Consider the following 14386-nt stretch of genomic DNA (forward strand, 5'->3'; position numbering starts at 1 on the left):
ATCGTTGCGCCTTGTCCTTTCTTTGCCTGCTACCTTTTTCAGCGGTTGCCACGATGAAAAAGGTAGCCCTTGTCATAGTTGTGTCTCCTGCAGTTGCTTGCGCCGCTCCTTGGGCGAGATCGCATGCCAGCGCCGGCAGGCGCGATTAAACGAACTTTGCTCGGCATAGCCGAGCAGGCCCGCCACTTGCGCCATGGGCATTTTGGCTTCCACCAGGTAGCGGTCAGCCAGCTCCATACGAGTTCGATCAACCAGTTCTTCGAATAACACATCGCGCTCTGCCAGCCGGCGTTGCAGTGAACGTTCGCGCATGCCCAGTCGTTCGGCAATCAAGGGCAGGCTGCAGCGCTGGGTCGGCAATAGGCGCAGTATCAGTTGCTCGACCTGGTTGCAGATATCCAGCGGATTGGTGTCACTGATGGTGCTGACATAATCGATCAGGGTGTCATGCAGCTCCTGGTTGTATTGGTCAATAACCTTGCTCACATGCTCGGCTCGCATAACCAATGCATTACTCGCCTGACCGAAATAGACGTGTGTGCCAAAGAAGCGCTGATAACGTATTGGCGGAAAGGTTGAGGTGGTGCGCATCATGATTGACTCGGCTTTAAAACCACTGCCGTACAGCATTTGCAGGGTTTTATGGGCGACACCGAGGGAAAGCTCGGTTATTTGTCGTAGACGCTTCAGGCCTGGCAGGTGAACGTCTATAAGTAGCTGCGGGCGTGCCGGGGCTGTCTTGGTGTCGAGTTCAAGAAAAATGCTCTGTCTTGGTGTCGAGTTCAAGAAAAATGCCAGGGGTGTAGATATGCATGAACTTGGCTATTTCTTGCAGGGCCCCGCCCACGGTTGATGAGTTCTGGGCAATAACCGCCAGTGGGCCAAGAATCATCATGCTTTGTCGCTCGGCAAGCTGGAGGCCAAAGTCAGCACAGTTTAGTTGTTCTGCTGAATATTCCAGCAAGTTGATCATTGAACGATAAGAAATGACAGCGGAAATGCTCTCGAGCAATTGCGGCTCGATATTTAAGCGCTTGAGCATTTTGTCGGGGTTGCCACCCAGCTCGCGAACAAGTTCTGGGAAACCAGTGAGCGATGTAATTCTTATAAGTGCAGTCATAGGGCAAATAGCTGTGGATCAATGCCAAAGACTATGAGCCTTGCTGCTGTTTAACGCCACTCTTTCTAAGAACTCTCCAGGCTACCTGCTGGTAAACCCCATATTCCTCTAGGGATTGCTGATTGGTTTATGAAGCCAGGTTGGCTCGCTCAGAAGGGATGATGCAGCTCTGATTTAAGCGTCCTTGGTGGTCAGGAATCGACCCGCTGGTTCTAATTGGAGTTTGCCGGGAGAAGATCTGCGCGCTTTATCGGGTATTGGGTATTTCAGGCTAAAGCTGACAGCTAATGGCAAAAAGGTGTCATTAAAAGACAAAAGGTTCAGCAGGCTGATAAGCATAATGTCGACCACAACAAAAATGCTCATCCTAGGCGCGCAGTAAGTGCCGAGGGCAAGAGCGCACCCGGAGGTCGCCAATGCATAACAATAAATCGAATTTCTGTGCCTTGCTAAAACCACTATCCATCGCGGTCGCCTGTGTCAGCGCTGGCTCTGCAAATGCCATTTCCTTCCAGACTGAAAACGGCTGGGAAGGGCAATGGAACACCACGCTTACCATTGGTTCGCAGTGGCGGGCCGAAGACCAGGACAGCGCCCTGTATAACTCATTCAACGGTGCCTCTGTCGGTAAGTCCGGCGGTACCAGTGGCACAGTCGACGCTGGCAACCTCAACTACGACAAGGGTGATCGCTTCTCAACCATTGGCAAGTTCGTGACTGACTTGTCGATGCGCAATGGCGACCTGGGTGGTTTTATCCGTGTTAAGGGTTGGTACGACTACACCCTTGATCATGAGGATTTGAATTACGCCAACATCTCCAACGTTTATCAAAAGAAGCCATTGGACGATGACGGCTACAGCGACCTGCAAAAATACAAGGGCCTGTACCTGCTCGACTCCTATGTCTACAACACCTTTTATTTTGATGACACTCCGGTTCAGGCCCGCCTGGGTCGTCAGGTCGTTAACTGGGGTGAGAGCCTTTATATCCAAGGCATCAACCAGATCAACCCGCTCGACGTTCCAGCCCTTCGCCGCCCGGGTACCGAGCTTAAAGAAGCGCTGATCCCCGTTTGGATGGGCTACCTCAATATCGGTTTGCCAGCAGGCATTTCGATGGAGGCCTTTTACCAGCTCAAGTATGAAAGCACCGAGGTTGAAGGCTGCGGCCATTACTGGTCGGTGACCGAAAGCAACATCGGCCAGTCATTTGGCGATTGCGATGTGGGTGCTTTGCTGGGTGGTGGTGGTACTTCTGCAGACCGCGTAAATAGTGGCCGTTATGTACCTCAGTACAAGGGGGAAAAGCCGAGCGACAGCGGCCAGTGGGGCTTGTCTTTCCGTATTCCGGTGGATGCCCTGGGTGGGGAAGGCGGCCTTTACTACATGAACTACCACTCGCGCACTCCATACTTGAGCGTGCGTAACGGTAATCCAGGTTCGCCAAAGCAGTTTGATGGTGCGCAATCAGTGGTGGTTGGTGCAACGGGCCAGACCCCGGGGCCTGCCTGGGAGTATCCAGAAGATATTCGTTTGTTTGGCGCAAGCTTCACCACCGCAATTGGTGGCTGGTCTATCGGCAGCGAGCTGAGCTAATCGCCAAAACAGCCTGTGCAGCTTAATGGTGCTGACTTGCTTAACGGTGCCATTGGCGGTGTAGGCCCTCTGGCGGAGTTGCAGCAGACCGTAATACTCGAGGGCGCATCGATGACCGAAGGCTGGGATCGTTATGAAAAGACCCAGTTCCAAATCAACGGTGTCAACCTCTATCCAAACGTGCTGGGCGCACAAAACCTGACCGTGGTGGGTGAGGTCGGCTTCCAGTGGAATAACGTGCCGCAAAGCGAGGGTGATCGTCGCTATGGCCGTGGCTTTATCTACGGCCTGGGCTCGGACCCATCTATTCCTGCTGGTGGCAGCACCTGCTCGAACCCGGTTGCAGGTTTGGTCAACAGCAGTCCTCAAGGTTGCAAGAACGATGGTTACGTAACCGATTTCGCCTGGGGTTATCGCCTGCGCGGACAGCTGGATTACAACAACGTATTTGGCACCAGCATTACGGCATCGCCCTTTGTTTTCCTCGGCCAGGACGTGGACGGCGTGTCGATGGACGGCCAATTCAACGAAGGCCGACTCACCACCTCGATTGGCCTGAGCCTGGATTACAACAAGCAGCAAAAAATCGATTTGAGCTATGTCAGCTTCGATAACAGCGCTCAGTACGACCCGCTGCACGACCGTGATTTCTATGCAGCGAGCTACAGCTATAGCTTCTAACAAATAGAACAACCAGAGGTTCTGTAAATGATAAATAAAATAAATTCTGCTCGAATGGGTGGGCTCACTGTTGCTGTACTGCTCGCGCTGAGCGGTACGGCCCAGGCTAAAATTACTGCTGATGAGGCCGCGCGCCTCGGGGCTGACCTGACCCCGCTGGGTGGCGAAATGGCGGGTAACGCCGACGGTTCCATACCTGCCTATACTGGCGGTATGGCTCAGCCACCTGCAGGTTGGAGCGCTAGCCAGGGTTATGTTGATCCCTTCGCTGACGAGAAACCGCTGTTTACCATTACTGCGGCCAACCTGGCCCAGTACAAGGACAAAGTGACCCCTGGCATGCAGGCGTTGCTGGCCAAGTACCCAAGTTTCAAAATGCCGGTAGACACCACTCACCGTACTGCCATGGTACCGGCTGATGTTGCCGCCCAGGTCAAGCAAGAAGCCGTCAATGCAGAGCTTAACGGCTTTGGCGTGGCCAACCTCAATGGTTCGACGACGCCGTTCCCGATCCCGAATAATGGTCTAGAGGCTATCTGGAAAGACACCGTTCGTTATCTGGGTGGGGGTCTTGAACGTAGCTACAGCTCTTTCCCGGTGCGTGGCAGTGGTGACTACTACAACCTGCGCATTAAAGAGAATCGCGTATTTGACGCCAACAGGGACAAGCAGTCGGACAACCGCTTGCTTAACTACACCGCACGCTTTCTCTCGCCTGCGACCCTGGCAGGTACGGTGCAGTTGGTGCACGAGCCTATCGACCAGGTCAAGGAAGTGCGCAACGCGTGGATCTACAACACCGGCCAGCGCCGCGTTCGTCGCGCTCCCGACCTTGCCTACGATAACGTCAACGACGGTACAGAAGGCTTGCGGGTAACTGATGATTTCGACGGTTACAACGGCGCGCCTGATCGCTTTGACTGGAAGCTGGTCGGCAAGAAAGAAATGTACATCCCATACAACGACTACAAGCTCGGTTCCAAGGACGTCAAGTACAAGGACATCCTTACACCGAGCACGCCAAACCCTGACTACATGCGCTACGAGCTGCACCGCGTATGGGTGGTTGAAGGCACCTTGCGTAAAGATGCCAAGCACGTCTACGGCAAGCGGACCATGTACCTCGACGAGGACTCCTGGACCGTCGTGGCTTCGGATGCATATGACACCCGTGGCACGCTGTGGCGCGTTGGCGTTCACCCGATGATCCAGTTCTACGATGCCCAGGTGCCTTGGTATCGCGCCAACATCTGGCATGACCTGAGCAACGGTGGTTACTACTTGGCCGGCCTGGCTAACGAAGAGTCCACACCATGGAAATTCGGGATCAAGGGTCGTTACGTTGACTTCCAGCCGGACGCACTGCGCCGCCTTGGCAAGAAACAGCTTCTACGTCTTTCCGGCACAGCACAGGCTTCCTTCATGGAAGCCTGTGCGTTAGCTATACAGGTTTACCTTTATGTTGTTTTTACGCCACTTGTCATGTCTGGCGGGGCTCTGTCTGGCCTTGGTCAGCGGCTTGAGTTGGGCTGAGAAAGCTCCATTTGATTATCCGATCCACCCCAGTCGCGTATTGCTGCTCAATATTGTCGATAGCGGCAGGCAGCTTGTAGCCGTGGGTGAGCGCGGCGTGGTCATGCTGTCTGCCGACTCCGCCAAGACCTGGAAAAGTATTCGCACGCCGAGCAACCGCACCCTGACCGGGGGCGCCTTTGACAGCCCGGAAGTAGGTGTGGCCGTAGGTCACGGCGGGGTTGTCTTGCGCACCGAGGATGGCGGTCAATCCTGGAAGTCGATTGAGGCCGACACCAATGGCGATGCGCTGTTGGGCGTCATCTCCATGGGCCAGGGACGCATGGTCACCTGGGGCTCGTTCGGGCTTTACCTGGTATCCGATGATGCAGGTGCCAGCTGGCAACGAGTCAGCATTATCGATCCTGATTTCGATCGGCATATTTCACAGGTCATTGCCCTCCAGGATGGTCGCTGGCTGCTGGTTGGGGAAAGCGCAACCCTGGGGATATCCGCTGACCGGGGCATGACATGGCAGCGTCTGGAAAGTCCTTACCAGGGCAGTTACTTCGGCGCGTTGCAGACCGCATCGGGCGACCTCTTGCTGTTCGGTATGCGTGGCAACGTCTGGCGATCATCGGATATGGGCGTCACCTGGAGCAAGACTGAAACGGCTACCACCATGGCCTTCAATGGCGGGCTGCAACTCAAGTCCGGGCGCATTGTGCTGTTCGGAAATAGCGGTTTGCTTATGGCCAGCGATGATCAGGGCCAGCAGTTCCAGCGTCTTGCTGCGACCCAGGCAAGCCTGGCCAAGGCCCTGCAGTTAAACGTGGGTCAGGTCGTGGCGGTTGGCGACCGTGGCGTGATGACCATCAATGTCGGGCGCCAGGAGTAACTACGTGAAAAAGCATGAAGAGACTGTAAAGAGCGCCGACGAACTCAATCGCAAGGATTTTTCCCGCGGCATCGTTGGCAAGCTTTCCTATTGGATTTTCCACCAGCGCAAGCCGTTGCTGGCGCTATTCGTTTTGATCACGCTTGGTCTTGGCTACAGCGCCACCCAGCTGAAGATCGAGGCGGGCTTCTTCAAGATGATCCCGCTGCACCACGAATACATGAAGACCTTCCTGGAGTATCAAAAGGACTTCGGTGGCGCGAACAAAGTGCTGGTGGCGGTGAAGAAAAACAAGGGCGAAGTCTTCACGCCCGAGGCAATGAGCATCCTGCGCAAAGTCTCGGATGAAGTGTTCTTCATCAACGGCGTTGAGCGCAGCTCAGTCACCTCGCTGTTCACCTCAAACGTGCGTTATACCGAGGTTGTCGAGGACGGTTTTACTGGCGGTAATCTGGTTGAGTCCGATTACGCGGGACGGCCAGAGCAAATCGCCCAGGTGCGTGAGCGCACACTCAAGTCCGACTGGGTTGGGCGGATTGTCTCCAATGACCTGTCTTCGGCAATGGTGGTGGCCAACCTGCAGGAGAACGACCCGGAAACGGGCAAGCGCCTCGATCTGCAAACCGTCGCCAAAAAGCTCGAGGCCATTCGCCAAGAAAACCAGACTGACGATGTCAGCATTCATATCATCGGTTTTGCCAAGTCGATTGGTGATATCGCCGAAGGCGCTTCTGGCGTCATGGTATTTTTCATCGTTGCATTCCTGATCACGGCGGTGCTGCTGTTCTGGTACTCCGGCTCAATGATGCTGACCAGTTGGGCGTTGATTTGCGCAGTGGTCCCGGTGGTTTGGCTGCTTGGCTTGCTGCCCTTGGTTGGGCTTACGCTTGACCCGATGTCGATCCTGGTGCCCTTCCTGATCTTCTCGATCGGGGTTTCCCATGCGGTGCAGATGACCAATGCCTGGAAGCTTGAAACGCTGAATGGTGCCGACGGTGTCACCGCATCGCGCAATTGCTTCCAGAAACTCTTTATCCCGGGCGCGGTTGCCTTGCTGGCGAACGCCTTGGGTTTTGTGGTGATTGCGGTCGTTGATATCGAAATGGTTCGCGAGCTGGCAACCACCGCCACCCTCGGTGTTTCGGTGATGATCATAACCAACAAAATGCTGCTGCCGATTTTGCTTTCGTTCATGCGCTTGTCGGCTGATGACGCCCAGCGCCTGCGCGGCAAGGAAACCATGGGAGCAGGTTTGTGGGAAAAGCTTGGGGTATTGGCGACGCGTCGTGGTGCAACTGTGGCGTTATTGATTGCTGCCGGCTTGCTGGTATTTGGCCTGAATGAAGCGCGCAAGCTGCATGTCGGTGATCTCGGTGCCGGGGTACCTGAGTTGCGTCCTGATTCGCGTTAAAACCAGGACGTCGCCATGATCACCAGCGAGTTCGCCATTGGTGTTGATCTATTGCAGATCATCGTCAAGGCGCAGGGCGATGAAACGCCCTGCGTCAAGCGTGAAGTGCTCGACCCGATCAGCGAGTTCGAGCTTTATTTGCGCCAGGACGACGGTGTGTCCTCGGTGCGCAGCCTGTCCGGTTTCGTCAACAACGTAACCCAGGCTTATGCCGAGACTGACTTGAAGTGGCGCGTGCTGCCTGAGTCGACGCCGCAAATCGCCCAGGGTGTTGGCTTTGCTACACGGGTCGGCACCGAGTATATGAACTCGGCCTGTAACGCGATTCCGGTGTCCATCTACACCAAGGATCACCAAGCCGACACCATCAGAAAATTGATGGACAAGGTCAAAGCCTTCAAGGCGGCATACGACAGCGACGACATTGAGTTCCAGCTGGCTTCGGGTAACGTCGGAGTGATGGCTGCGACCAACGAAGTGGTGCACGCCGGCGACAAGCTGGTGAACATTGCACTGTTCGCCTCGGTCAGCATTCTTTGCCTGATCATGTTCCGCTCACTGCGCATTACCCTGTGCGTCATTATTCCACTGGCATTGGTAACGGTGCTGTGCAACGCGCTGATGGCCTTCCTGGGGATTGGCGTCAAGGTCAATACCTTGCCGGTCGTTGCCTTGGGCGTTGGTGTGGGCGTGGACTACGGCATCTACTTGTTCGAGCGGATCAAACACGAAATGCATGAGCGCAACATGGACCTGCGCGAGGCCTTTGTTGAGTCGCTTAAACAGCGTGGTACCGCTTCGGTATTTACCGCCGTGACCATGACCTTGTCGATTGCCACCTGGGCCTTCTCAACCCTGAAGTTCCAGGCAGACATGGGCATCCTGCTGGCGTTTATGTTCCTGGTAAATATGTTCGGGGCGATCTTGCTTCTGCCTGCTCTGGCGGCTTGGTTAATCAAGCCGACTGCTCACAAAAAACACTAACCTGTTTATTGAGCAAAGCGGTAGCCCAACTGGCTACCGCTTTTTTTTGCCTGTTGTCTGGTGGTGCAAGAATGTGGGCTGTCGAACAAGGCTACGGCGCTCTAGCCTGCCGTATTGATAAACCACCTGGCATACCGGCCCCTGAAACAGCCCATCTATGGCAACAATGAGATAGGTCCATATACCTGTGGCTAGGCTGTGCTGGCGCGCGTAACAACCTAGTGCAGGGGAGGGATATCGACCCCATCAATGGCGATTTATCGAGTGGTCAGGCAGATGGGGGCTGCGAGGTCAGTTTGGCAGGGGCCATATCAGCGCGTTTGCTATGGGCAATGAATTCCATTGGTGAAATTGCCCGATAGCTCTGCAGGTTTGAGCTACCGGGCCGCGAGGCAGCTAAGGCTTGACCACTTGCAGAGGCGGAAATTTATAGCTGCCTTTCTGCACGTCTTTGCTAGGGCCGTACATACGCAAGATGATGTAGGCGTCCTTCTCCGGGATCGGCAGGTAATTAGGGTTGCTAGCGTCCCCTTTGGCAGCAAGCTCGATGGTGTACATCCCGTCAGCGTCCGCTTTCAAGGTGCGGTCGCCACGGCTATGACGGTTCAGTTCGTTATGGGCCATGAGTCGGTTGTCGGACCCATATACGGTGTATGACCAAAACTGGCTAACGTCCGGAGCCTTGAAGTGCATTCGGTACGCCTTGCCATTGGAGCCGTTGATTGGCTTGCCGTCGCTCCCTGTTTCCGATTTGAGGTAAGTGCTTTCCTCTGGGGGCAGGCCCCACTGGCCCAGGTAAGTGCCTTCGGCGAACAGGTCACGTGCGCCATCGCCAAGTTGTTCACGGGTGCCCAGCAACCGGGTGGAGTCGGTCATTTTTGGCGCGAGTGCCTTGATGTGCTTCATGCCCAGTTCTTCGCCTTTTTGCGCAGCGGCGAGTTGATCCTGGGTGAAGTCTTCCTTACACGGCTTGAGGCCAACAGAGGTGAACTGATCCAGCCAGATTTTATCAGCCTGGCCCATGTTGCCGTCGCAGAGCACGAAGTTGACTCGTTGTAGCCAGTCAGTCTTTGCCGGGTCGGGGTAGGTTCGCTGTTTTTCCTTCGGTCCTGGCAGGCCTAGGTAGACTGAAAGCGTACGCACGTTCCAGCCATCCATATAGTTGAGCGCTATCTTTTCATCCTTTGGCCCGGTGGCCATGATCCGCCCCATGAGCTTGATCAGATTAGAGTCAACCCGTACCACCTCGTCCACACTGGGAGGTACTTCACCTTTCCAATCGGTTGCGGCGAACATGAAGTTGCCGCCTTCGGTGCCACGGGTGCGCGAGCCGATCATTGATGTTGTGTAGTGACCCATGTCCATGGTGTGCAAGATCCAGTAGCGGCCCTTGTCCATGTTCGGCACGCTGACAATGACGGGTTCAGAGGCCACATCCAGCCAGCCCATGAGGTGCAGGGTGTCGTTGTTGATGGTCGGGTGATCGGTGTAGGTGTCATCGGCCAGGTGCCTGATGTTCTGGAAGCGATTCAGGGGGGTATCGGTCTTGACCGCCGTTTTATAGAAAAACTTGTAAGCCTCATCAATCGAGTAGGCATAGATGTAGGCGTCTTGCGCAACCTTGTCCGGAATCTGGGCGAAGGCTGGAGTCGCCAGTGAAAACAAGGTGGCGGCAAACATGGTCCATTTCATGTGAACTTCCTGTAGTGCTTCATTAATCTTGTACTTAACCCATCCTGAATGGTTCAGAAAAGACACAGCTGCACCCCGCACGGCTATGTGCTGGGCGCAGCGTATAAGTAGGTGAGGCGTCCTTATTTGAGATCGATTACTACTTTTTCGATTTCACCTTCGAACGGGAATGGGGGCTTGTAGGTGTTCACTACGGGCTGGGCGCTGTCTTCACCGATGCCGAACGTATCAATCCCAAAGCGACCTGCCACGGTTTTGTCGACACGACCTTCAGCGACTTTCTTGCCATCAACCGAGATGGTTGTCATGCCGCCTTTGCCAGCACCGCCCCCATCGTAGACAAAGTCGACCTTGAGTGTGGATTCGCCTGCTGGCAGTGGCTTGTCGCCCTTGATTATGTAGCGATTTTCTTCAAACCAGTTGTAATGGAATACCGGCACACCTTTATCGAGATAAATCGAAATACCTGCCGCGACACCACCGAAGGCCATGATCACACCACTTGTTTTCGAACCTTCGGTTTTAATGCCTGCAGTTAATGTCCAGGAGCGGTTTTTCATCTGTGGTGCTGCGGTTTCTGGCAAATGAGTTGCCCCAGCATAGTAGGTGTACTGCTTGGCTTTAGGGTCCGAGCCGGGCACACCTGGCTTAGGCACGGCCAGGCGGGCAGCGCCGCGGTCGTCCAATGGATAGACGTTGTATTGGGTTGCCAATTCGTCAAACTTCTTCTTCATTTCCTCTACTTTTTCAGGCATCTGCGCGGCTAAGTCGTTAGCTTCGCTGAAATCTTCGTCGAGGTTATAAAGCTCCCACTTGTCCTTGTCCCAATTGCCTGGAGCAAGGTCTTGGCGCCAAGGCAGAGTGTGCTGCGCATCAGCTTTCCAGCCATTGGAGTAAACCGAACGGTTGGACAAGACTTCGAAGTATTGCTCGTCACGAGGCGATGGTGCCTCGGCGTCGGTAAATGCACTGAGGAACGATGCACCGGCCAGAGGCTTTTGCTCCACACCCTTTACTTTGGTCGGCATTGGCAGGTGGGCTGCTTCAAGAATGGTCGGCACTATATCGACCAAGTGCAGAAACTGGTCGCGTGGATGGGTATCTGGCTTGATCTTGGCTGGCCATGAAACCACCATTGGGTTGCGTGTGCCGCCGAGGTGCGAGGCCACCTGTTTAACCCACTGAAACGGGGTGTTCCCCGCCCACGCCCAGCCTACGGGATAATGTGGCTCGGTATTAGGGCCGCCAATTTCATCGTAACGCTTGAGGGTTTCCTCAATGGTGGTTGGCTGTCCATTGAGCGCCTTGATCTCGTTTACTGTGCCGTCCGGGCCGCCTTCTGCCGAGGCGCCGTTATCACCTGCGATGTAAATGACCATGGTGTTGTCGGCATCAGGCAGTTGCTTGATCGAATCCAGCAGACGGCCAATTTCATGGTCGGCGAAGGCAAAGAAGCCAGCGTAGTTTTCCATCAGGCGGGTATAGAGTTTTTTCTGATCAGCAGACAATGAGTCCCATGCCGGCACCCATTCAGGGCGTGGCGTAAGTTTTGTGCCTTTAGGGATGATGCCCATATCAAGCTGTTGCTGGTAAACCACCTCGCGGTATTTGTCCCAACCCATGTCGAACTTGCCCTTGAACTTGTCGCGCCACTCTTTGGATACCTGATGTGGGGCATGCATGGCGCCGGGGGCAAAGTACATAAAGAACGGCTTATTGGGCGCAACGCTTTTGGAGTAGCGCACACGGGCAATGGCTCGATCCGTTATGTCAGTCATGAAGTGGTAGCCCTCTTCAGGTGACTTGTCCGGATTTACAGCTTTGGTGTTCTCGAAAATGGTTGGGTAGTACTGGTTGGTTTCACCGGCGTTGAAGCCGAAGAAGTATTCAAAACCCAAGCCTGTTGGCCAACGGTCAAAAGGGCCGGCAACCGAGCTTTCCCAGTCAGGGGTGTTGTGGTTTTTGCCAAACCAAGAGGTGCTGTAGCCATTGTCCTTGAGAATCTCACCAATGGTCGCTGTATCACGCTGGATCATGGTGTTGTAGTTAGGCAGGCCTGTCGCCCACTCCATCAAGAAGCCATTGCCTGTATCGTGATGATTGCGCCCGGTAAGCAAGGCTGCGCGTGATGGGCCACAGATAGCCGTGGTATGGAAGCGGTTGAACTTCAAACCTTCGGAAGCCAGCTTGTCCAGGTTCGGTGTCGGGATCAAGCCGCCAAAGGTGCTGGTCTGGCCAAAGCCGACGTCGTCGAGCAGCACCACCAGCACATTGGGGGCGCCCTCTGGGGTTGTTGGTACCTGTTGCCAGTCATCCTTGGTTTGGGTGTAGTCCTTGCCAATTTTACCTTTGAAGGGGGATAGCGAAATGGGTAGAACGCCACGATCTGGCCACTCGCCCACCTCCGCCGCCATCGATAGCACAGGGGCTGCAAAAAATATAGCCACGGCAGGCAGATTCCAGATTCTCATCGCACAATTCCTTTTAATCAGGGGTCTGGTTGGTTGTGGAATGCCCAATAACGCAGGCCCGCGCCGTACTGGATCATTTGCCCTCCAATTTTGCTGACCTTGTTGATTTGAAAATTGATGGGGATGGCGCCTTCATTCCCTTTCCAGTCGTAGGTGGCTTCGGTATTGACGGTATAGCTCACGCCAGTTGGGGTGCCGTAAACCAGAAAGGGTTGCAACAAGGTGCTGCTGACATCGTCGCGGTCATCTTTACCCGCAACACTGGAGATATGGTTGGTCAGGGCGCCGTAGGTCCAGGGGCCAAACTGCTTGAGGGCAACGGCTGTTGGGCCGATTCCCCATTTATCAGCCGGCAGCAGGTGGTCCGAGCCGGTTGGCAAGAGAAATGCGGGGCCAACACGCCAGACCCAGCCATTGGATGTTTGTGCCTTGGGTGAGAGAAACAGGCTCTGTACCACATCACCGGTACCGCTTTGATTACCTGTTCCGGGGGCGATATCGGTTTGGTCGATGATGGGTAGGATAGTCCGGGAAATAAGGTTCCAGTCTTCACTGATATCCATCGGGATGACCGGTTGGATATTCAGGGTATGGCGACTGCCTTTATCATCCGGGCCGATATTCTCATCATAGTTATATTGGAAGGGCACGCTGATCAACGCCGCGACAGGGTTGGCCAGTTGCTTGGCCAGTTCTGCACTGCTTTTTTCCGCCGCGTAAGCACTGCTGCCGAGTGTCATAACCGATGACATTGCCAAGACGCTTGCCGGTGAGATTTTATTGTTCATCTACTGCATTCCCTGTACGCCGTTGAATGAGTGCATGCACCTATAGACACACGGATTCAAGCATAGACCGGCTGGCTAGACTGACGGGTTTGCCATGATGAAATTTGGCCCTGGCGTATAGCGCTGTCGGCGCAACGCCAAACCTTTGTTAAAGCCCTAAAACGCCTGGAAGGGTAGAGACCGCATTCAGCAGGCGTGTTGAGGTGGCGTTCTGCCCAACTCAGGACTTGGTGAAGCTCGGCACCGGGCTGCTGATGTAGCGGACATCTTCCGCGCCCGGCTGTTGCTTGATCGCCTGGTCAACCCAGGTTTTGATCAGACCGGCATCCATCATGTTCATGTACTCGCCGGTTTCGGTGAAGTTGACGTTTGCGCCGGAGACAATCATGAAGGTGTCGGTGTCTTCGGTGTTGTCGGCGGGAACATTGAACTGGTGGATTGAGCCACCGGGTTCGAACAGGTAGCAGCCAGCGGTTTGTTTCTGGTCCGGGTATTCGGTGTAGTACCAGCAGCCGGACATGGTATAGAGATGCACCACACCGGTGTGGTAGTGAATGGGCAGGGTTACGCCAGGTTTGAACTTGACGCGCAGGCACCATACACCGTTATGGGTATCGAGAAACAAGGGCGCTACGCTGATGCCAGGATGCAGCAGGCCGTCAAGGAAGGGGTGGGCGTTGCTCGAGATGGTGAGCAGTTCATCTTGATGGGTAAAGGTTTCGGGCAGGGCCATATCAGGTTCCTCGTTATTGTTTTGGCTTATCAACAGCTTCGGCTGCGAGTGTTTGGCAAGGCGAGGCAGGTCAGCCGCATTGAGCCAATCGCATCGAGATACCTCCAGCCATTGCTGTCTCTTCGTATGCAGAAGCCTGATTCTGGAACCTAATCAATTGCAATTATTGGCATGATCCGCCATATATTTGACAAATTACGCCAGCTCTACCTGCGCTGATTTTCATTGCAGGCTTGATGGGTTCAGGTACTATCGCGCGCCGAAATCCGCGCGCAATGCCAGCCAATCAAGCCGGTTATCCAGTGCCATGTCCTGAATGCGCAAACTGGCTGATGGCACCGCATAGGGCCTTGAGTTGGTCTACGCTTGCAGCAAAAGCGCTAACCGTTGAGGTGAGTTCGCTGGGCGTACTGCCAAGGTGGCGCCAAGCTGTTGTACTCAAGCCTGTCCCAAATGCTTGAGCCCCTGGAACGTCGGCTATTCCTTTTCCGAGGAACG

10 protein-coding genes and 1 pseudogene are annotated in these 14386 nt (G+C 54.7%); 5 read left to right on the forward strand and 6 right to left on the reverse strand.

Annotated features, from left to right (window positions below):
• Nucleotides 1-72: 72 nt before the first annotated feature.
• Nucleotides 73-786 (reverse strand): helix-turn-helix transcriptional regulator, encoded by a 714-nt coding sequence (locus PSES9_RS25505; protein ID WP_138943048.1) that lies wholly within the window; start codon nucleotides 784-786, stop codon nucleotides 73-75.
• Nucleotides 752-1120, reverse strand: a complete 369-nt coding sequence (locus tag PSES9_RS25510; protein ID WP_010486011.1) for an AraC family transcriptional regulator ligand-binding domain-containing protein — start codon at nucleotides 1118-1120, stop codon at nucleotides 752-754. The genes PSES9_RS25505 and PSES9_RS25510 overlap by 35 nt, the downstream gene beginning before the upstream one ends.
• Before the next feature lie 416 nt (nucleotides 1121-1536).
• Here PSES9_RS25510 and PSES9_RS25255 point away from each other — a divergent pair.
• The 5 genes and pseudogenes from PSES9_RS25255 to PSES9_RS25265 all read left to right on the forward strand — a co-directional run bounded on the left by PSES9_RS25255 (nucleotide 1537) and on the right by PSES9_RS25265 (nucleotide 8204).
• Nucleotides 1537-3399, forward strand: a pseudogene (locus PSES9_RS25255) (DUF1302 domain-containing protein).
• Nucleotides 3400-3426: 27 nt separating this feature from the next.
• The gene (locus tag PSES9_RS23225; protein WP_138943051.1) at nucleotides 3427-4932 is read left to right on the forward strand and encodes a DUF1329 domain-containing protein; all 1506 of its coding nucleotides are present in this window, start codon (nucleotides 3427-3429) and stop codon (nucleotides 4930-4932) included.
• Nucleotides 4859-5809, forward strand: a complete 951-nt coding sequence (locus PSES9_RS0108610) for a WD40/YVTN/BNR-like repeat-containing protein (RefSeq protein WP_083840255.1) — start codon at nucleotides 4859-4861, stop codon at nucleotides 5807-5809. The genes PSES9_RS23225 and PSES9_RS0108610 overlap by 74 nt, the downstream gene beginning before the upstream one ends.
• Before the next feature lie 4 nt (nucleotides 5810-5813).
• Entirely contained in the window at nucleotides 5814-7220 is a 1407-nt protein-coding gene (locus PSES9_RS25260; RefSeq protein WP_238530374.1) for an efflux RND transporter permease subunit, read from the forward strand.
• A gap of 15 nt (nucleotides 7221-7235) precedes the next feature.
• Nucleotides 7236-8204: an efflux RND transporter permease subunit gene (locus PSES9_RS25265; RefSeq protein WP_238530375.1), complete on the forward strand. Its 969-nt coding sequence runs from the start codon at nucleotides 7236-7238 to the stop codon at nucleotides 8202-8204.
• Nucleotides 8205-8600: 396 nt separating this feature from the next.
• Here PSES9_RS25265 and PSES9_RS0108620 read toward each other — a convergent pair whose 3' ends face one another.
• From PSES9_RS0108620 to PSES9_RS0108635, 4 genes are all read right to left on the reverse strand, one after another.
• Complete coding sequence (locus tag PSES9_RS0108620; protein ID WP_010486022.1) at nucleotides 8601-9896, reverse strand: DUF1254 domain-containing protein; 1296 nt, start codon at nucleotides 9894-9896, stop codon at nucleotides 8601-8603.
• A 122-nt stretch (nucleotides 9897-10018) separates the two neighbouring features.
• Nucleotides 10019-12367: a sulfatase-like hydrolase/transferase gene (locus tag PSES9_RS0108625; protein WP_010486023.1), complete on the reverse strand. Its 2349-nt coding sequence runs from the start codon at nucleotides 12365-12367 to the stop codon at nucleotides 10019-10021.
• Between the two features lie 17 nt (nucleotides 12368-12384).
• Nucleotides 12385-13155, reverse strand: coding sequence for a hypothetical protein (locus PSES9_RS23235; protein ID WP_010486024.1), 771 nt, complete (start codon nucleotides 13153-13155; stop codon nucleotides 12385-12387).
• A 220-nt stretch (nucleotides 13156-13375) separates the two neighbouring features.
• The gene (locus tag PSES9_RS0108635) at nucleotides 13376-13888 is read right to left on the reverse strand and encodes a 2,4'-dihydroxyacetophenone dioxygenase family protein (protein ID WP_010486026.1); all 513 of its coding nucleotides are present in this window, start codon (nucleotides 13886-13888) and stop codon (nucleotides 13376-13378) included.
• Nucleotides 13889-14386 lie beyond the last annotated feature (498 nt).

Source organism: Pseudomonas sp. S9 (genome assembly GCF_000222125.1).
Classification (GTDB): Bacteria; Pseudomonadota; Gammaproteobacteria; order Pseudomonadales; family Pseudomonadaceae; genus Aquipseudomonas; species Aquipseudomonas segetis.

Bases quoted from the DNA above. Each gene is read 5' to 3' on its own strand.
- PSES9_RS0108635 (WP_010486026.1), bottom strand. From the start codon at position 13,888: ATGGCCCTGCCCGAAACCTTTACCCATCAAGATGAACTGCTCACCATC.
- PSES9_RS23235 (WP_010486024.1), bottom strand. From the start codon at position 13,155: ATGAACAATAAAATCTCACCGGCAAGCGTCTTGGCAATGTCATCGGTT.
- PSES9_RS23225 (WP_138943051.1), top strand. From the start codon at position 3,427: ATGATAAATAAAATAAATTCTGCTCGAATGGGTGGGCTCACTGTTGCT.
- PSES9_RS25510 (WP_010486011.1), bottom strand. From the start codon at position 1,120: ATGACTGCACTTATAAGAATTACATCGCTCACTGGTTTCCCAGAACTT.
- PSES9_RS25265 (WP_238530375.1), top strand. From the start codon at position 7,236: ATGATCACCAGCGAGTTCGCCATTGGTGTTGATCTATTGCAGATCATC.
- PSES9_RS0108620 (WP_010486022.1), bottom strand. From the start codon at position 9,896: ATGAAATGGACCATGTTTGCCGCCACCTTGTTTTCACTGGCGACTCCA.
- PSES9_RS0108610 (WP_083840255.1), top strand. From the start codon at position 4,859: ATGTTGTTTTTACGCCACTTGTCATGTCTGGCGGGGCTCTGTCTGGCC.
- PSES9_RS0108625 (WP_010486023.1), bottom strand. From the start codon at position 12,367: ATGAGAATCTGGAATCTGCCTGCCGTGGCTATATTTTTTGCAGCCCCT.